Origin of the sequence: Kribbella turkmenica (assembly GCF_004348725.1) — a bacterium.
GTDB classification, from domain to species: Bacteria; Actinomycetota; Actinomycetes; order Propionibacteriales; family Kribbellaceae; genus Kribbella; species Kribbella turkmenica.
The window spans coordinates 35,126-52,897 of record NZ_SMKR01000029.1 but is presented as its reverse complement, the minus strand read 5'-3'; the positions used below and the strand labels follow the sequence as shown (position 1 = coordinate 52,897).

The 17,772-nt window shown below is 70.2% G+C and carries 18 protein-coding genes; 5 read left to right on the top strand and 13 right to left on the bottom strand.

Going from position 1 to position 17,772, the window contains the following annotated elements; translation table 11 throughout:
* The 3 genes from E1218_RS09335 to E1218_RS09325 all read right to left on the bottom strand — a co-directional run.
* A partial coding sequence (locus tag E1218_RS09335) for an SURF1 family protein (protein ID WP_165949201.1) occupies nt 1-339 on the bottom strand: 339 nt, incomplete at its 3' end.
* Nucleotides 340-346: 7 nt separating this feature from the next.
* Nucleotides 347-1,294 (bottom strand): D-alanine--D-alanine ligase family protein, encoded by a 948-nt coding sequence (locus E1218_RS09330; RefSeq protein ID WP_132318326.1) that lies wholly within the window; start codon nt 1,292-1,294, stop codon nt 347-349.
* 143 nt (nt 1,295-1,437) lie between these two features.
* Nucleotides 1,438-2,748: an aminotransferase-like domain-containing protein gene (locus tag E1218_RS09325; RefSeq protein WP_132318324.1), complete on the bottom strand. Its 1,311-nt coding sequence runs from the start codon at nt 2,746-2,748 to the stop codon at nt 1,438-1,440.
* Between the two features lie 196 nt (nt 2,749-2,944).
* Between E1218_RS09325 and E1218_RS09320 the strand changes: the two genes are divergently transcribed.
* From E1218_RS09320 to E1218_RS09305, 4 genes are all read left to right on the top strand, one after another.
* On the top strand, nt 2,945-3,133 hold the full coding sequence (locus E1218_RS09320; RefSeq protein WP_132318322.1) for a hypothetical protein: 189 nt from the start codon (nt 2,945-2,947) through the stop codon (nt 3,131-3,133).
* A 79-nt stretch (nt 3,134-3,212) separates the two neighbouring features.
* Nucleotides 3,213-3,866 (top strand): GNAT family N-acetyltransferase, encoded by a 654-nt coding sequence (locus E1218_RS09315; RefSeq protein ID WP_132318320.1) that lies wholly within the window; start codon nt 3,213-3,215, stop codon nt 3,864-3,866.
* Entirely contained in the window at nt 3,863-4,270 is a 408-nt protein-coding gene (locus E1218_RS09310; RefSeq protein WP_132318318.1) for a DUF2784 domain-containing protein, read from the top strand. Before E1218_RS09315 ends, E1218_RS09310 begins: the two co-directional genes overlap by 4 nt.
* A 30-nt stretch (nt 4,271-4,300) precedes the next feature.
* Entirely contained in the window at nt 4,301-4,945 is a 645-nt protein-coding gene (locus E1218_RS09305) for a permease prefix domain 1-containing protein (RefSeq protein WP_132318316.1), read from the top strand.
* Here E1218_RS09305 and E1218_RS09300 read toward each other — a convergent pair.
* The gene (locus E1218_RS09300; protein WP_132318314.1) at nt 4,925-5,251 is read right to left on the bottom strand and encodes a PadR family transcriptional regulator; all 327 of its coding nucleotides are present in this window, start codon (nt 5,249-5,251) and stop codon (nt 4,925-4,927) included. The genes E1218_RS09305 and E1218_RS09300 overlap by 21 nt on opposite strands.
* 78 nt (nt 5,252-5,329) lie before the next feature.
* Here E1218_RS09300 and E1218_RS09295 point away from each other — a divergent pair, with 78 nt between their 5' ends.
* Complete coding sequence (locus tag E1218_RS09295; RefSeq protein WP_132318312.1) at nt 5,330-7,486, top strand: MMPL family transporter; 2,157 nt, start codon at nt 5,330-5,332, stop codon at nt 7,484-7,486.
* On the opposite strand, the gene E1218_RS35955 is transcribed toward E1218_RS09295, so the two are convergent.
* From E1218_RS35955 to E1218_RS09255, 9 genes are all read right to left on the bottom strand, one after another.
* Nucleotides 7,477-7,632 carry a hypothetical protein gene (locus tag E1218_RS35955; RefSeq protein ID WP_165949200.1) on the bottom strand — a complete coding sequence of 52 codons (156 nt, stop codon included), beginning with the start codon at nt 7,630-7,632 and terminating at the stop codon, nt 7,477-7,479. The genes E1218_RS09295 and E1218_RS35955 overlap by 10 nt on opposite strands.
* A gap of 158 nt (nt 7,633-7,790) precedes the next feature.
* Complete coding sequence (locus E1218_RS09290) at nt 7,791-8,930, bottom strand: N-acetylmuramoyl-L-alanine amidase (RefSeq protein WP_132318310.1); 1,140 nt, start codon at nt 8,928-8,930, stop codon at nt 7,791-7,793.
* Nucleotides 8,931-8,969: 39 nt separating this feature from the next.
* Nucleotides 8,970-9,287, bottom strand: coding sequence for a thioredoxin (trxA, locus tag E1218_RS09285; RefSeq protein WP_202865873.1), 318 nt, complete (start codon nt 9,285-9,287; stop codon nt 8,970-8,972).
* A gap of 41 nt (nt 9,288-9,328) precedes the next feature.
* Nucleotides 9,329-10,315 (bottom strand): thioredoxin-disulfide reductase, encoded by a 987-nt coding sequence (trxB, locus tag E1218_RS09280; RefSeq protein ID WP_132318306.1) that lies wholly within the window; start codon nt 10,313-10,315, stop codon nt 9,329-9,331.
* A 144-nt stretch (nt 10,316-10,459) separates the two neighbouring features.
* Nucleotides 10,460-11,221, bottom strand: coding sequence for an anti-sigma factor family protein (locus E1218_RS09275; RefSeq protein ID WP_132318304.1), 762 nt, complete (start codon nt 11,219-11,221; stop codon nt 10,460-10,462).
* A gap of 135 nt (nt 11,222-11,356) precedes the next feature.
* Complete coding sequence (sigM, locus tag E1218_RS09270; RefSeq protein WP_233712111.1) at nt 11,357-12,055, bottom strand: RNA polymerase sigma factor SigM; 699 nt, start codon at nt 12,053-12,055, stop codon at nt 11,357-11,359.
* Nucleotides 12,052-13,710, bottom strand: coding sequence for a protein kinase family protein (locus tag E1218_RS09265; protein WP_132318302.1), 1,659 nt, complete (start codon nt 13,708-13,710; stop codon nt 12,052-12,054). The genes sigM and E1218_RS09265 overlap by 4 nt, the downstream gene beginning before the upstream one ends.
* A 138-nt stretch (nt 13,711-13,848) precedes the next feature.
* Nucleotides 13,849-15,495, bottom strand: a complete 1,647-nt coding sequence (gene murJ / locus E1218_RS09260; protein WP_132318300.1) for a murein biosynthesis integral membrane protein MurJ — start codon at nt 15,493-15,495, stop codon at nt 13,849-13,851.
* Complete coding sequence (locus E1218_RS09255; protein ID WP_132318298.1) at nt 15,488-17,755, bottom strand: DUF6049 family protein; 2,268 nt, start codon at nt 17,753-17,755, stop codon at nt 15,488-15,490. The genes murJ and E1218_RS09255 overlap by 8 nt, the downstream gene beginning before the upstream one ends.
* Between the last annotated feature and the right edge of the window lie 17 nt (nt 17,756-17,772).

Below are 17,772 nucleotides of genomic sequence, written 5' to 3'. Positions count from 1 at the left end.
GAGTGGGGTGACGACCCACAGGCCGTCGGTTTCTCCGTGGCGGCGGTCGGTGATGAAAAGTTGATCGCCGGCCGGTCCCCACGTGCCACTGACTGTGACGCGCCGGCCGACCGCCTTGGCCGGGAGGCCCTCGTCGATCGAGAACAGGGACTGCAGAGCCACAGGCGCGCCCTCAGCCCGCTTGGCGGTCGCGGCCGCCGTCTTGGACTGGTACACCTCCAGTTGCCACACGCCCATCACCGACATCAGGGCGGCGAGGCCGAGTGCCAGGGCCAGCAACCCCAGCCACCGCGGCTCCAGCGCGACCCGCCAGAACGGCCGAGCCTCCCCTGCGGACATCAAGACCTCAACGAGCCGCGGCGGCAGCCAGCAGGTCCCGGCAGAGGACACCCAGCTCGATCCCGGCGGCCTCGGCGGCCAGCGGTACCAGCGACGTCTCGGTCATCCCCGGCGCAACGTTCACCTCGAGGAACCACGGGACACCCGCGGCGTCGATCACGAGGTCCGACCGCGACAGATCCCGCAGTCCGAGTGCCTCGTGGGCGGTCACAGCCGCTTCGGCACAAGCGGACGCGACCTTTGCGCCAACCCGAGCCGGTACGACGAACTGCGTGGCGCCGGCCGTGTACCGTGCCTCGTAGTCGTAGAACCCCGAATCCGGCCGGATCTCCACCGCCGGCAGCGCCCGTGGCCCGTCGCCGGTGTCGACGACCGTCACCGCGACCTCGGTCCCGTCGATGTACTGCTCGATCAGCGCGACCGGCCCGTAGGCGTAGCAGTTCACCATTGCCGTCGGCAGCTCGTCGATCGACCGGACGATCGACGCACCCAGGGCCGAACCGCCGCGGGCGGGCTTCACCACCAACGGCAGGCCGACCTGGGCGATCACCGCCTCCATCAGCGCGGTGGCACCGAGCTCGCGGAACGTGTCGTGCCCGAGCACCACCGACGCGGGCGTTCGCAGCCCGGCGGCGGACACCATCGTTGACGCGACCGGCTTGTCGAAGGCCGTCCGGCAGGCGGCCGCGGCGGCGCCGACGTACGGCACGCCGTACAGGTCGAGGACCTGGCGGAGCGCGCCGTCCTCGCCGGTGACGCCGTGCAGGACGGGGAAGACCGCGTCCGGCGGATCGTCGCGGAGCCGTTCGACCAGGTTGCCGTCGACGTCGCGCTGCTCGACTTCCACGCCGACGCTGCGCAGGGCGTCGGCGACCCGCCGGCCGGACCGGAGCGAGACGTCCCGCTCGTGTGACAGTCCGCCGGCCAGTACCAGCACTCGACCCAGATCACTCATCACAAAAATCCCGATCACTCGTGGGCGACTCCGGCTCGGTCGCCGGTCCCGAGGCCCACTGGAACGGTACCGCTACCGCGTCAAGGACCTCCGGCCGCCTGCGGATCCATTGCGCAACCTTTGCGCAGAAGGTCTGCCGAGGCTCAGCTCAGCTCCGGTCCCGGAGCGTCGTAGTCGCGGCCCGGCCCCGGTGTCAGCGGTCCGAACGTCTGCCGCAGCTCGAGCTCCTCATTGATCACCGCGGCCAGCCGGCCGACCCCTTCGATGATCCGCGACGGGGTCGGATGGCAGTACGACAGCCGCATGCACTGCGAGCCGAAACCGTCGGTGAAAAAGGCGGTTCCGGGCACGTAGGCCACCCGTGCGGTGACCGCCCGCGGCAGCATCGCCTTCGCGTCCAGACCGTCCGGCAGGGTGAGCCAGACGTAGAACCCGCCGCCCGGCCTGGTCCAGGTCGTTGCTGCAGGCATCTTCTCGGTGAGCGCCGACAACATCGCGTCCCGGCGTTCGCGGTACATCTCCCGGAACTGCTTCACCTGCCCGAGCCAGTCGTGCCGGCTCAGGTACGACGAGATCGCCAGCTGGCTGAACACCGGCGGGCACAGCGTCGCCGACTCCTGCGCCAGCACGAGCTTCTCGCGGACGGCGTGCGGCGCGACCGCCCACCCGACCCGGAACCCCGGCGCGAACGTCTTCGAGAACGACCCGAGGTAGATCACGCCCTCACGGTCGTCGGCCCGCAAGGCGCGGTACGGATCGCCGTCGAACCCGAGCAGCCCGTACGGATTGTCCTCCAGCACCAGCAGGTCCGCCCGCTGGCAGATCTCCAGCACTCGCTGCCGCCGCTCGGCCGACAGCGAGACGCCGGCCGGGTTGTGGAAGTTCGGGATCGTGTAGAAGAACTTGATCCGCTTACCGGCCGCGCGCACCGCCGCGATCGCCTGCTCCAGCGCCTCCGGTACGACGCCGTCGTCGTCCATCGCGACGTGCACGACCTCACATTGGTACGCCCGGAACACACCCAGCGCACCCACGTACGACGGAGCCTCGCAGATCACCACGTCGCCTGGGTCGCAGAACACCCGGGTCACCAGGTCCACCGCCTGCTGGCTGCCGACCGTGACGACCACGTCGTCCGGGTGGGCATCGATCCCCTCGAGCCGCATCACGTCGCAGATCTGGTCCCGCAGGACCGGATCGCCCTGGCCGGACCCGTACTGCATCGCCGTCGGACCGCTGTCGGTCACCAGGTCACGGACCGCGCTGCCGACCACGTCGAGCGGCAGGCCGGCGATGTTCGGCATGCCGCCGGCGAGCGAGACCACCTCGGGGCGGCTGGCGACCGCGAACAACGCCCGGATCTCGGAGGCCGTCATTCCCTTCGTCCGTGCTGCGTACCGGTCGACGTAGTTGTCGAGACGGGTCTGCCGGACATCGGGCAGGTCAGCACTCACGAAGCCACTCCAACAGGTGATCGAGGGGGAAGTCACCAGGTTACGCCGGGGAACCCAAGCGTGCCTGGGCTGTGGAACGGCGCGACCTCTCACTACCATGCCTTATAGGGGCAGGTTCGACCATGCCGTGATCTGGCTGCTGAGACGGCCGGACGGCAAGGTGCGGCCTGAGAGGTGGACGCGGAAGGCGGATCGGATGAGCGTGGGCAAGGTAGCCGGCTGGACGCTCGGTGGACTGCTGCTGGGTGTGCTGGCCGGGTTCGCCGGCGAGTTGTTCCGGCGGCAACCCGCCGCGAAGGTGCAGCAGCGGTACGTCGCCCCGGAGGCGGCCGAGACCCCGGACGCGCGGAAGCCGGCACCGGCGCCCGCACCGGCGGCACGATGAGCGACGCGACGGCACCCTGGGCGACACTGACCGTGATGAACACGACACTTCGTAGCCGGCGGACCCGAGACCTCCGCTGATGGCCCGACGGCTGGAACCGCTGACGCTCGCCAACCTCGACGAGCTCCCGGCGCCGTGCCGAAACTGCGTGTTCTGGGAGCTGGACCCGGTCGCCGCCAGGCAGGCCGACCGCACCGGTGACACCGGGCTGGAGAAGGAGGCCTGGTTGTCCCAGTTGCTGCTCGACTGGGGCAGCGCGGGTGTCGTCCTGTACGTCGACGACGAGCCGGCCGGGTTCGCGGTGTACGCGCCCGCGGCGTACCTGCCCCGGATCCAGGCGTTCCCGACCGCACCGGTCAGTCCGGACGCCGTCGTCCTGGCGACCGGGCGGGTCCTGCCGCGTTACCTGGGGCTCGGGCTGGGCAAGATCCTCGTCCAGGCGGTCGCGAAGGACGTGCTCAAGCGGGGGTTCCGCGCGGTCGAGGCGTTCGGCGACTCGCGCTGGGACGGGCCGGGGTGTGTCTGGCCGACCGAATTCCTGCGGGCGGTCGGCTTCGGCGTCGTCCGGGACCACCCGCGGAACCCGCGGCTGCGGCTCGATCTCCGGTCCGCGGTCACCTGGCGCAGCGAGATGGAGGCGGCAGTGGAGCGACTGATGGGCGCGATCCGGCCCGAACACACCCCACCCGCGCCGGTGACGGTCCGGGACGCGCTGAGCCGTACGCCGTCATGATCTGGCGCCTGCTCGCGGACGCGATGTTCGTCCTGCACGCCGCCTTCCTGCTGTTCTTCGTGTTCGGCGCCTTCCTGGCCTGGAAGTGGCGCAAGCTGATCTGGGTCCATTTCGGCATCGTGATCTGGAACCTGGCGATCGTGGTCATCGACTACGACTGCCCGTTCACCGGAACCGAGAAGTTCTTCCTCCGCAGGGGCGGTGAGAGCGTCTACGAGGCCGGCTACATCAACCACTACCTGGACGGCACGATCTGGCCGGAGGGCGCGACGCCGACCGCGGAGAAGGTCGGCTTCGCGCTGGTGGTGATCGGGTACGTCGGCTTCTTCGTCCTGCGGCGGCGTCGCCGCGGGGCGGCGGCTCAGGACGATGTCAGGGGAGACTCAGTGGGACCCCGGACGTGATCCGGACCGCCGGTCCCGATACTGGAAGCTGTGTCCAGCACAGTCGACGAGTACCTGACCGGCCTGAGCCGCGCACTGCCCGGCCCGCGCCGGCGTAAGGCCGACCTGCTCGCCGAGGCGCGGGACCACCTGACCGACGCCACCGAGGCCTTCGAGGCCGGCGGTCTCGACCGGCCCGCCGCCGAGCGGGCAGCGGTCGCCGACTTCGGCGAACTCGCCGAAGTCGTGCCCGGCTACCGCGCCGAGCTCGCCGTCAGTCAGGGCCGCCGGACCGCGGTGATGCTGTTCCTGGTGCTGATCGTCCAGCCGATCGTCTGGCAGGAGGACGCCTGGAGCTGGAATCAGGACCCGGACGCGGGCAACCCGCTGAACGACCTCCTGCAGTCGACGGTCCGGGGCATCGGAATGCTGACCATGGCCGGTGCGGCGCTGGCCGTGATCGCCGCCGGCGTGGGCCTGCGGCACCCGGTCGTCCGGGAGCACGTCAGCCGCGTCACCGCTGTGTTCGCGATCGTCAGTTCCACGATCATCAGCCTGATCAGCGTCGGGATGGCGTCGACCGGCACCCATGCGGGCATGCTGCTCGGCTACTCGATCGTCTCGGGGTTCGTCGTCCTGCCGTTGCTCGTCGTCGGACTGCAGGCCAGGCGGTGCCTACGCCTGGCCCGGGCGTAGCACCCCTTCCACCACGGCGCGGAAGGTCAGCCACTCCTGCTTGCCTGAGGCAAGCATCTTCTGCCCGGCCGACGTGAGCTGATAGGTACGGCGCTTGCGCCCGCCGACCGTGCTCCACTCGCTGGCCAGGTAGCCGGCGCGCTCGAGCCGCCGCAGCGCCGGGTACAGCGTGCCGGTCGGCAGGTCGAGCTCGCCGCCGCTGCGTGTCAGCAACGCCTCCATGATCGCGTAGCCGTGCAGCGGCTCGTGCTCGACGACGGCCAGGATCATCGGGTCGAGGTGTCCACGCAGCGCATCCGCCTTCATGTAGCCAGTCTACTGATATCTCTGTTAATGTCGAGAGGCAACATGTAGCGAATCTACTTATCGAAGGAGGCGCAAGCCATGACCGTGGACACTCCAGTACGCCGACCGCCCGGGAAGGAGGGTGGACGACCTGGGCTGCTGCACCGGGTGGCCGGCTGGTCGATGCGGCACGCCGGCGTCGCGGTGCTGCTCTGGGTGGCCGCGCTGGTCGCCGTCACCGCGGCCTCGACCCTGATCGGCGACAACTACCGCAACGACAACTCGCTGCCCGGGACCGACTCGCAGCGGGTGACCGACATCTTCCGTGAGCACCAGCCGCAAGGTGACACCGCCTCGGTTCAACTCGTCCTGCACGCGGACGGCGGCCTGCAGGCGCAGAAGCAGCGGGTCGCCTCGATGCTGGCCGCCGTCGAGGGACTCCCGCACGTCGCCTCGGTTGCGGATCCCTTCACGGCTCCCGGTTCGCTCTCCGAGGACGGGCGTACGGCGTTCTCCACCGTCGGACTGGACACGACGGTCGAGGACATGCCGATCGAGGACGTCCGGACGATCATCGACCGGGCGCAGGAGTTCGGCACGACCGGACTCCAGGTGGAGGTGGGTGGTGACCTGGCGCGGTCCGCGGCCGAGAGCGAGGGTGGCGCGGCCGAGGGTGCGGGCATGCTCGCCGCGCTGGTGATCCTGGTGTTCCTGTTCGGATCGTTGCTCGCGGCAACACTTCCGCTGCTGACCGCCGTGTTCGCGGTCGGCGGGACGCTCGGCCTGCTGGTGCTGGGATCGCACGTGTTCACGGTTCCGGACTACACCGCGCCGGTGATGATGCTCGTCGGTCTCGGGGTCGGTATCGACTACGCGCTGCTGATCTTCTCCCGCTACCGGCACGAGTTGCTGAAGGACGGCACCGATCGCGCGGCCGCCTCGGTGGTTGCCCTCGACACCGCGGGTCGCTCGGTGATGTTCGCCGGCTGCACCGTGGTGATCGCTCTGCTGGGCCTGCTGGCGCTCGGACTCGGTTCGCTGCGGGGCGTCGCGCTCGGCGTCACGCTGACCGTACTGATCACGATGCTCGCCGCGGTCAGCCTGTTGCCGGCCCTGCTCACGCTGTTCGGGAAGCGGATCGAGGAGAGTGTCCGCAAGCATGCGGCGAAGAAGCGGCGTACCCCTGGCGACGGCTGGCGGAAGCTCGCGGCCGTGGTGCAGCGCGGGCCGTGGGTGCCGCTGGTGCTCGGAACGGCCGCGCTGATCGCGTTGTCGTTGCCGGCGTTGGACATGCGGCTGGGTTTTGCGGACGCGGGGACGGACGACCCGGCGAAGACCAGCCGAAAGGCGTACGACCTGCTGGCGCAGGCCTTCGGGCCGGGTTTCAACGGTCCGCTGGTGGTCGTCTCCGAAGGGGACCGGGCCGCGGCGCAGGCACTCGGCGAGGCTCTGCGGCGTGATCCGAACATCGCCGCCGTGACGCCGCCGCAACTGACCCCCGACGGCAAGGTCGCCACCGTACTGGCGTTCCCGAAGTCGGCACCGCAGGACGCGGCGACCAGTGAGCTCGTCGAGCGGCTGCGGGACGACACGCTGCCCGCTCTCGAGACGCGGACCAGGGCCGATTACCTGGTCGGCGGCGCGACCGCGGCGGCGGATGACTTCTCGTCCGCGGTCAGCAACCGGCTGCCGATCTTCGTGCTGGTCGTGGTCGGGCTGTCCGCGCTGCTGCTGATGGCGGTGTTCCGGTCGATCCTGGTCCCGTTGAAGGCCGCCGTGCTGAACCTGCTCAGCATCGGCGCCTCGCTGGGAGTCATCACGCTGGTTTTCCAGCAGGGCTGGTTCGGTGCGCAGCCCGGTCCGATCGAGGCGTTCGTCCCGGTGATGATCTTCGCGATCGTGTTCGGGTTGTCGATGGACTACGAGGTGTTCCTGGTCTCCCGGATCCATGAGGAGTGGCGGCGTACCAAGGACGCGAAGGAAGCTGTGCGGGAAGGGCTGGCGAACACCGGCAGCGTGATCACCGCGGCAGCCGCGATCATGATCGTGGTGTTCGGGGCGTTCCTGCTCAGCCCGGACCGGATGCTCAAGCAGTTCGGTCTCGGCCTGGCGACCGCTGTCCTGCTGGACGCCGTGCTGATCCGTTGCGTCATCGTGCCCGCGGTGATGCGGCTCTTCGGCGACCGTGCCTGGTGGCTCCCACGCGGCCTCGACCGCGCGCTCCCGCACATCGCTCTCGAGAAGGACTACTCGTAGCGAGAGCTCCAGACGCGGGCCTTGGAGATCTCGGCACCCGGCAAGGTCCGCGTCGCGGCCGGTACGGCGAAGTCGACCGTGTCGGTGCACCAGCTGGTCCGGCACCCGCTCTTCGGGGTGGTCCGGACCTGCTGTCCGTTCGGCATGCTGCTGACGTTCTTGACCTTCGGCAGGTCGAACGTGGCGACGACTGTCCGGCCGACTTGCTGAACCGGTACACCTTCGTGCTGGTGGAGATCCAGAACAGGTCGTGGCTCTCCAGGCCGGCGCGAGGTCGTGGCCGCCGCAGTTCGTGACCGAGTTACTAGACCGTGAGCTGGCCGAACCGGAGCATCCCGGTGGCCGCGTCCTGGTCCGGCGGGAGGTAGACACGCTGGATGGCGACCACGATCGCCTCGGCGACCACGTCCCGGAACGCCGGATCGGCCAGCCGGGCGGAGTCGTGCGGATTGGTGACGTACCCGATCTCCAGCCGGACCGCGGGCATCTTCGTCCGCCGCAGCAGATCCCAGGTCTTGGCATGGGTCCGGCAGTTCAACAGGTCCGTGCGGGCGACGATCTCGCGCTGCACCAGGCCGGCGAACTGCTCGCCGACGCTGGACGAGGCGCCGTGCAGGTCGTTGCCGTAGTAGTACGTGGCGACACCCTGCGCCTCCGGGTTCATCGACCCGTCCGTGTGCAGGGACACGCAGAGATTCGCGTCGGTCTCGTTCGCGAACGCGGCCCGGGCCAACTCGTCCGGACCCTGGTCACGCCCGCGCGACAAGTACGCCCGTACGCCGGTCGCGCCGAGCCGGCCCTCGATCCGGGCGGCCAGGTCGTACGCGACGTCGGACTCGCGCAGGCCGAAGCCCTCCCAGCCGTAGTCGAAACCGCCGTGGCCCGGGTCGATCACCACGGTCTTGCCGGACAGCCGCGGACCCGCGGCCCGGACCGCCTCGGACGCGCGCAGGGCGTCCGGCCGGCCGCCGGTCGCCATCGGCTTGATCCGCTGCAACGCCTTGAACGTCGACGGACCGCACGTCCCGTCCGCCGGCAGGCCCATGTTGCGCTGGAACTCGGTCACCGCGCGCTGGGTGTCCGGGCCGAAGATGCCGTCGATCCGGGCCACCGCGAAACCGAGCTCCTGCAGCTTCGCCTGCAGCGCCAGCACGTCGTCACCGGTCAACGGGTGCGAGACGACGTACGTCAGCAGCCGGTCGCCCAGCCGCCAACGCGCGTCGTCGATCGCCCGGTACGTCTGCGGGCCGACGATCCCGTCGATCATCAGCCCGCGTTCCTGCTGGAACCCCCGGACTGCGTGTGCGGTCGCCTCGTCGTAGACGTCGTGACCGCCGTCCAGCAGGCCGAGCCGCTGGAGTTTGCCGATGATCTCGGCGACTGCCTCACCGGTGTCGCCGATCCGGTACACGCCGTGCGGGCCGCTCGAAGGGGTCCCAGCCATCAACTGCTCCTTGCCGTGTGGCGGACGGTGATCCAGACGTCAGGAGGTGAAGTCGGCCAGCTCCTTCAGCAGCGCCGCCTTCGGCTTGGCGCCGACGATGGATTTGGCCAGTTCACCGTTCACGTAGACGTTGATGGTAGGGATACCGGTGACGCGGTAGTTGCTCGGGGTGACCGGGTTCTCGTCCACGTTCATCTTGAGGAAGGTGATCTTGTCCCCGTGGTCCTGGTTCAGCTCCTCCAGGATCGGGGAGACCTGGCGGCACGGTCCACACCACTCGGCCCAGAAGTCCACCAGCACCGGCTTGTCGCTCTTCAGCACGGTCTGCTCGAACTCGGCGTCGGTGACGGCGTTCATCTTCTCGCCCACGGGCGTAACTCCTTCAGTGGTTGTGAGGTTCAGACGGTGACTGGCTCGGTGGCCGCTGCCGCGGCCGCGGTCGCCTCGTGCTCCAGGGTGGCCAGGAAGCGCTCGGCGTCCAGGGCGGCCGCACAGCCGGTGCCGGCGGCGGTGATCGCCTGCCGGTAGGTGTGGTCCACCAGATCGCCGGCGGCGAAGACGCCGGGCAGGTTGGTCTCGGTGGTGCCCTCGCGGACCAGGACGTAGCCCTCCTCGTCCAGGCGCACCTGACCCTTCACCAGCTCCGAGCGCGGGTCGTGCCCGATCGCGATGAACAGGCCGGTGGTCGGCAGCTCCCGGGTCTCGCCGGTGACGGTGTCGCGGAGGAGGACGCCGGTCAGCTTGTCCGTGCCCTGGATCTCGGCGACCTCGGAGTTCCACGCGAATTCGATCTTGTCGTTCGCGAACGCCCGGTCGGCCATGATCTTGGAGGCGCGCAGCTCGTCGCGGCGGTGCACCAGGGTGACCTTCTTCGCGAACCGGGTCAGGAAGGTGGCCTCCTCGACGGCCGAGTCGCCGCCGCCGACCACCGCGATCTCCTGGTCGCGGAAGAAGAACCCGTCACAGGTCGCACACCAGGACACGCCGTGGCCGGACATCCGGTCCTCGTCGGGCAGGCCGAGCTTGCGATAGCCGGAGCCCATCGCCAGGATGACGGCCTTCGCGCGGTGCTCGGTGCCGGCGGAGTCGGTGACCGACTTGATCTCGCCGGTCAGGTCCATGGCGACGATGTCGTCCGGCACCAGCCCGGCGCCGAAGCGCTCGGCCTGGCTGCGCATCTCGTCCATCAGCGCCGGGCCCATGATGCCCTCGCTGAAGCCCGGGTAGTTCTCCACCTCGGTGGTGTTCATCAGTGCGCCGCCGGCCGTGACGGAGCCCTCGAACACCAGCGGCTCGAGCCGGGCGCGGGCGGCGTAGACGGCCGCCGTGTAACCGGCCGGACCGGAACCGACGATGATGACGTTGCGGACTGCGGAGTCGCTCATGCAGGCGTTCCTCGTGTCGTCGAGCCATTGGTACGTCGTACTCAACGGATCCTAGAGGCCGACCATTCCCCCTGGCCGAGGTGGTGGGTTGGGGAATGTGTCAACACCGTACCCATCGCCCGGCCGTCGCAGTCCGGCGGTGTCTCAGCGATTGCGCAACGTCACCGTCGTGTCGTAGAAGGGGTTGGCGACGCCGCCCGGATCGTCACAGCCCGTGACCGCGAAGATCTGAATGTCGCGGGGTGAGCCGCCCTGCAGGCCGATCAGCAGCGCCCGCTTCCCGTCGACCCTGGCCGGCTGCACCAACCGAACCTGAGGGTTCGGCCGACCGGACGCGAAGTTGCGGGCGCAGACCTGCTCGGTCGCCGAGCCGTTGAGCAGGGGACCGTTGGTGCTCTCGAGCCACTGCTGCGCGTCCGGGCCGACGTCCCTGGCCGTCAGCGACGGTACGCCGCTCGGCAGCACGGACGGACCGATCCCGGCGGCACTGTCGGCGGCCTGGTCCTTGGTGGCGATCACCACCCCGACGCCGATGCCCGCGACCACCACGACCGCCGCGGCGGCGGTCAGGATCTTCGGCAGGTGGCGGTGCGGCTCCTCGCGGATCTGGACCAGTGAGTGCACACCCACGGTCGACGCGCGCAGCACGGACTCCGACACGATCACCTGGTCGAGGTGCTCGGCGATGTCGGCCGGCATCGGGATGTCCTCCCGGCCCTCCTCGGCGAGGTCCTCGGACAGTTGCACGAGCGCGTCGTACGTCAGCTGGCAGTCGGGACAGGCCTTCACATGCTCACGAGCCCGGTGGGCCTCCTGCGCGGGCAGCAGGTTCTCGATCAGGTCGGCGATCGTGTCCGTGTCCAGGTGCTCGAGGTGCTCGCTGGTCGGCAGACCGGGATCGGTCATCGGGAACTCGCCCCCTCACGGGAGGTGCCCGGAATCAAGCACAGAATCGGGCGCAGAGTGATCATCGGAGAACTCCGGGTCGAGGCATGAAGGTCAGGTCGCAGGTAGGCGACTCCGCTTCGACGGGGTACCCGCTCATTCGGTTCCCACCACTTCGGCGGCGGCTTTCTCCGGTACGCCGGACTTCTCCGAACCGCCCCTGGTCGTCTGCCAGTGCCGCAACAGCGGCAGCAGCCGGGCCCGGCCGCGGGCGCAGCGGCTCTTCACAGTACCCGGCGCGCAGCCAAGGATGGCGGCGGCTTCCTCGATCGAGTAGCCCTCCATGTCGACCAGGACGAGCGCGCTGCGCTGGTCGGAGTTGATCTGCTTGAGGGCGTTCAGCACGTCGAGCCGGCGCTCGCGGACCTCGGCCGGGTCGTCCTCGGACGGCCCGGCCAGCTCGGCCGCGCGGTCCTCGTCCTCCGGCAGCGGGTCGGCGGCCCGGACCTGGCGGCGGCGGATCCGGTCCAGGCAGGCGTTCACCACGATCCGGTGCAGCCAGGTGGTCACCTTGGCGTCGCCACGGAACGAGTCCGCCCGGCGGAACGCCGAGATGAACGCCTCCTGCAGCGCGTCGGCGGCCTCCTCGGGCTCACCCAGCGTGCGGATGGCGACCGCCCACATCCGGTCCCGGTGGCGTTTGACCAGGAACCCGAACGTGTCCGGGTTGCCTGCCACATGCAGCCGGAGCAGCTCGTGGTCGTCCATCTGGTCGTAGCTCACCGGCCCAGCATGCCCCTCCTGCCGGTCCACCGGCCCTGCCGCGCCGATCCGGGCGATTTCCGACGAGGTCATCTCTGGATTGTGACCTCCGAGATCTCTCCCCGGAACTTGCCGCCCTTGTCGTCCTTGGGCAGCTTGGTCAGCCAGACCATGACGTAGCGCGTCTCGGTCGGCTGCGACGGCGTGAGCACCGTCGTTCCTTCGGGCTGGTCCTCCTCGGTGGCGACCGCGGTCCAGCCGCTCGAGGCGGCCGGCGACTTGCTCGTGTCGCCCTTCGGCACCATCAGTTCCACGCTGGTCCCGTCCCGCACGAGCGCGACCGACACCTTCGACACGGCGGTCGGTTCGCCGAGGTCGTAGACGATGCCGACGCCGGGCTTCTGCCCGCCCAGGTTCGCCCGGCTGTACGACATCGTCGTCCAGGTCGTGCTCGCCTTGCCGTCGTAGGTGTTCGGTACCTCGTCGGGGTGCTCCTCGCCGTTGCCGTCCGGCTTCGGGTCGAAGTCCTTGGCGCCCGCGATGGTGACCGCGGAGCCGGTCGCCGACGGCGGGCCGCTGGTCTGCGGCGCGGTGGTGGTGCCGCCGTCCTCCGACCCGGTGCCCTGCTCGTTGTTCAGGCCGCCCTTGAGCAGGAACTGGGCCATCGCGACCACCGACAACAGGGCCAGTACGGCGAGCAGGATGAGGATCCGGCCGCCCCACGAGCCCTTCGGCTTCGGCTCGTCGGCCCGGCGCCGGTGGCCGTTGCCGTTCGACGGCGGCGGGGCCTGCCGACGGACCGGCCGGGTCTGCGGCGCGGTCGCGTACGCCGCGCGCTGCTGGTCCTGGCCGTTGGACTGGTACGCCGAGGGCGTCGGGTCCACCGCGGGCGGAGTCGGCGGGACGACCTGGGTGGCGTCGTCGATGCTGCCGTTCTGCCGGGCGATCGCGACGGTCTCGTCCATCTGGCTCGGCGGCTCGTGCGAGCTGCCGACGACTCCGGACAGCGCGGCGGACAGACCGGCCGCGCTCGTGATCGGCGGTGCGTGGTGGCGCGGCGGGTTGCTCAGGAGCCGGTCGCTGATGTCGTCGAGTGAGCGCGGTACACCGGCGCGCACCTGGCGCGGGCTCAGGAGCCGGCCGTGCTCCACCGGAGCCGGCTGCAGGCCCCAGGCGGGCGCCGGACCGGGCCAGCGACCGGTGAGGGACGCGTACAGTAGCTCGCCGAGGGCGCGGACGTCCTGCTCGGGCGAACCCGGGCCGGTTGAGCGCAGCGCCGCCTCGGTGGCGAGACCGACGACCTTGATGGCGCCGGCGTCGGTGACCACGACGGTGGCCGGGCTGATCGAGCCGTGGGCGTGGCCGGTGCGGTGCAGGTTCTCCAGCGCTTCGGAGACCTCGCGGGCCAGCCAGCCGGCCTGCTGCCCGGTGAGCGGGCCGCTGCCGAGCATCCGCTCGAGCGGACGGCCGCCGGCCCATTCGCGCACGCAGTACGTGACGCCGTCGTGCATGTCGCAGTCGAGCACGCGGAGGAAGCGGGGGTCGGCGGCCGCGGCGGCCCGCCGGGCGGCGTCGAAGAGCAGGTTGGTCCGCGGGTCGCCGACCGGCAGGACATCCACGACGACGGCCCGGCTGAGCACCTCGTCCACTGCTCGCCACACCCGCGCACCGTCGATCTCCGCCAGCAACTCGGCGATCCGGTAGCGGCCGGCGAGCAGGGCACCAGGACTGACGGTCTGGTTCGACACGGTGTCTCTCGCCCTCCTCGATGCACTGGTCGGCCTGCGTCTGGCGTTCCGGACCGGTCGGCGGGGTCCGGATCGCAGGCCCCATGCTAGTGCCCTCGTCAGCTACAGGGGTTCTCACGAGTGCACAAGCGGACCGGTTCAGCGGCGGCCCGGCAACTTCGATGTGACCAGGGACACCACGTCGTTGACCTCGTGGATGCGGAGCACCCGGGCGATCCCGGCGTACACGGGCAGCATCACCACGGCGGCGACCGCGAGCTGGAGGATGGCGCCGAGCGGTCCGGACCAGTCCACGGCCCGGTCCAGCAGCCAGAGGGCGGCCCGGCCGGCCCCGGCGGCGACCACCGCGGCGATCACCATCGCGAGCAGCGGCAGCCCGATCCCCGCGCCGTGCACCCGCGGGACCTTCCGCCGCAGGACCGGACGAGAGAGCAGTACGGCGACCAGGTAAGCCAGCGCGTACGCCGCCCCGAGCACGACACCGCTGAACCGCAGGTGCTCCTCGTCCAGCAGCACCCGGACCCCGATCACGGCCGCGGCGATGTTGGTCGCGGCGATCACGCACTGCAGGAAGAACGGTGTCCGGGTGTCCTCGAACGCGTAGAACGTCCGCAGCTGGAAGTACTGAACGGTGAACGGCACGATCCCCAGCGCCAGCGTCACCAGTGTGTAGGACATCAGCGTCAGGTTGTTCCTGCCGGAGCCGTAGCCGGCGATCACCGTGACGATCGGGTAGGCGAACGCGATCATCGCGGCGGCCGCCGGGACGACGATCGCCAGCGCCTGCCGGGTCGACCGGGCCGACAGCCGGCCCACCTCGGTCATGTCGCCGTCGGCCGCGAGCGACGACATCTGCGGCAACGCCGCCGTCGCCAGCGACACGGTGACGATGCCGTGCGGGACCAGGATGATCAGCATCGCCGTGCTGTACGCGAACAAACCGGCCTTCGCGCCCGGGTCCGCCGAGGCGCTTCCGGCGATCGCGAGCTGCGTGACGACGACCAGCGTCACCTGGTTCACGGCGACGAACAGCATGGTCCAGATGCCGAGCCGGGCGGTGTGACCCAGCCCGGTGCCACGCAGCCCGAACTTCGGCCGGTACGAGTGCCCACTCGCCGTCAGATAGGGCAGCAGCACCAGCAGCTGGACGGCGATGCCGATCGTGTGCCCGAGGCCGAGCAGCAACTCTTCGCCGTGGCTGTAGGTCGGCGGATCGTCGCCGGTCCGGTAGACCAGCAGGAACACCACGATCGACGCGCAGGCGACGATGTTGTTCGCGATCGGCGCCCACATCATCGGGCCGAACCGGCGCCGGGCGTTCAGCACCTGGCCGACGAGTACGAACGCGCCGTAGAAGAAGATCTGTGGCAGGCAGAGCCGCACGAACATCACCATGGACGCCTTCTCGGCGGCCCGCGACGGGTCCTGCAGCTCCTTCGGCAGGTACAGCTCGGCGATCGCCGGCGCCAGCAGCACGCAGGCCACGGTCACCACCGCGAGGACGACGAAGCCGAAGGTGAGCACCCGGTTGGTGAAGTCCTGGCCGCCGTCGTCGTGGTTCTTGATCGCCCGGACGAGCTGCGGCACCAGCACCGTGTTGAACACGCCGCCGGCCAGCAGGATGTACAGACTGTTCGGGATCGTGTTCGCGGCGGTGAAGATGTCGCCGCGCAGCGCGGTGCCGATGGCGGCCGCGAGCAGTGCGATCCGGACGAATCCGAGCAGGCGTGACAGCACCGTTCCGGCTGCCATCACCGCCGCGGAGCGCAGGGTGCGGTCAGCCATCCTTCGAACCGACTCCTTCTTTCAGGGACACGTCCGTCGAGGCGTCGGGCCCGGGATCGATCGGTGCCGGGTGCAGCGGGTCGGTGACCGGCTCGGCCGGCGCCGGGCTGCGGCGCTCGGTCCGGATCCGCCGGTAGATCCGGACGAACGACGTACCGAAGAGCAGGGCGCAGGCGGCGCCGACCAGGATCCAGCCCACACTGCCGTACTGCGCGGCCTCGATCACCAGCTCCTGGGACCGGCCGACCGGACGGCCCGAGGCGGTGATCACCTGGGCGTTCGCCCTGATCAGGCCGTTCTGCTCGGCACTCGCCTCGATCAGGTACGTCGCCTTGCCGCGCGGCGGCAGCACCTTCGTCTGCAGCGGTTTGATCCGCAGGTCGGTGCGGTTCGCCGGGGTGACCTGGATGCCGACCCGGATGGACTCGTTCAGCTCGTTCGAGACGGTCAGCGGGAAGGTGCCCTTGCTGCCGGCCAGGTTCACCTTGATCACGCCCTGCCGGCCCTCCTCGACGTTCGAGTTGACCAGCCGCACCTTGCCGAGCTGCTGGTTGACCGAGCCGGTCTCGATCGCGGTGAACCGCTGGGCCTCGTCGGCGTAGCCACGCCAGCTGTTGGACGCCGATCGGAGCAGCGCGCGCTCGATGTTCTCGTCCAGGTTCTCCGACACGGTGAGCAGGTTCCGGAAGGTCTGGGTGGCGTCGTCGAGCCGCTTGACGGCGTCGACCTGCGCGGCGGTGAGCGCCGGGTTCGCCCGGCCGGCGTTGGGTGCCCTGGTGGTCTGTGGCTGCCTGGCCGACGCGACGATCTGACCGACGTCGGTGGGCGTGATCCACGGCAGCGACAAGTCGCCGGCGATCGCCGCGGTCGCGTTCCCCTCGGTGTCCCAGCCTCGCGGCGGCAGCGCGACCACCGACACCGGCCTACTCCCGCCCGCGGCCAGCAGGGCGGTCTCGGCGGCGAACCGCTGGCGGACCTGCAGCGGATTCTCGGCGGTGTCCAGGTCCGGACCGCCGGTGGTCAGGGCCGAGTTCGCGATCACCGTGCGCACCTCGGGCTTCGGGCCCTCGGGGGTGAGCACGTTGTAGACCGGCGACGAGTTCAGGGCCGGCCGCTCGGCGGGCGACCAGGACGAGCTGCCGACCAGGTTCAGGTCAGCGGCGGTCGAACCGCGGAAACCGGACGAGGCCGCGGCGAGGTAGCGGCTCCGGGCCGCGCCGTTCTCCAGCCAGAGGCCGTTGGTGAAGGTGCCCGGGACGGACGAACCGGGCGCCAGAAGGTACTCCTCGCTGGTGGCCCGGGCGTCGCCGACGAGTTTGCTCACCGGGCCGCCGGCGTCGATCAGGCCGGCGACGTCGGGGTCGCCATACGGCAGCAGGACGACCTGGTTGCCCTGGTCGCGGCTCTTGTCGAACTCGTTCAGCCAGTCGGTGACGACCTTCTGCCCCGTGCCGGGGGTCTGGCCGCCGTCGCCGACGACGACGTACCCGTCCTTCCCGTCCTTGATCCGGCGGGCCTCGTCGAGCATCGCCGGATCGACCAGCCAGGTGACCTTGCGGGTCCGGCCGAGCGCGAGCAGCCGGCCGAGCGGGCCGTTCGGTGCCATCGACTGCGCCAGGGAGTCGTTCGCGAAGGTCCGGCCGCCCAGTTGGGTGGGCCGGTGGCGGAGCGGGACGACGAGGGCGGTGTTCACCTTGCGGGTGAGCGGTTCGCTGCCGATCACCGGCATCAGGGTGCGGACGCGGCCGGCGGTGATGCGCCCCGGGTTGTTCTCCTCCGGCTGGCCGCGGAACACGACGCCGACGACGTACACCCCGGTGGCCTTGCTGATCTGCCACTCGGCCCAGGGCACCGTCAGCGTGAACTGAACCGTTGCCTTCGGCGCCAGTGGGGCCCCGAACTGCTGGAACGTCTCGAACCGGGTCAGCCGCTGGCAGCTGACCCGGTCGTTCATCGGGACGTCCTGCTCGGCGGAGACGGCGGCGATGTCCGCGCCGGTGCTCAACCGCTGCCGGTCGATGCACGCCAGCGCCTGCGGGTCCCGGAAGGTCAGGTCGGTGGTGTTCGTGACCCGGCCTTTGATCTGCACCAGTTCGCCGGGCTTCGGCGCGACCGGGGTGAAGGAGTCGATGGTGACGTCGACGACCGGGTCCTCCACCGGAGCCGCGGACGTCGGCTCCGTCCCGAGAACCGCTGCCGACGCAGCGATCAGCAGGCCCACGACCGCCGCAGCGGAGAGCCTCAGTCGCCGTCTCAACACGCCGTCACCGTAACCTA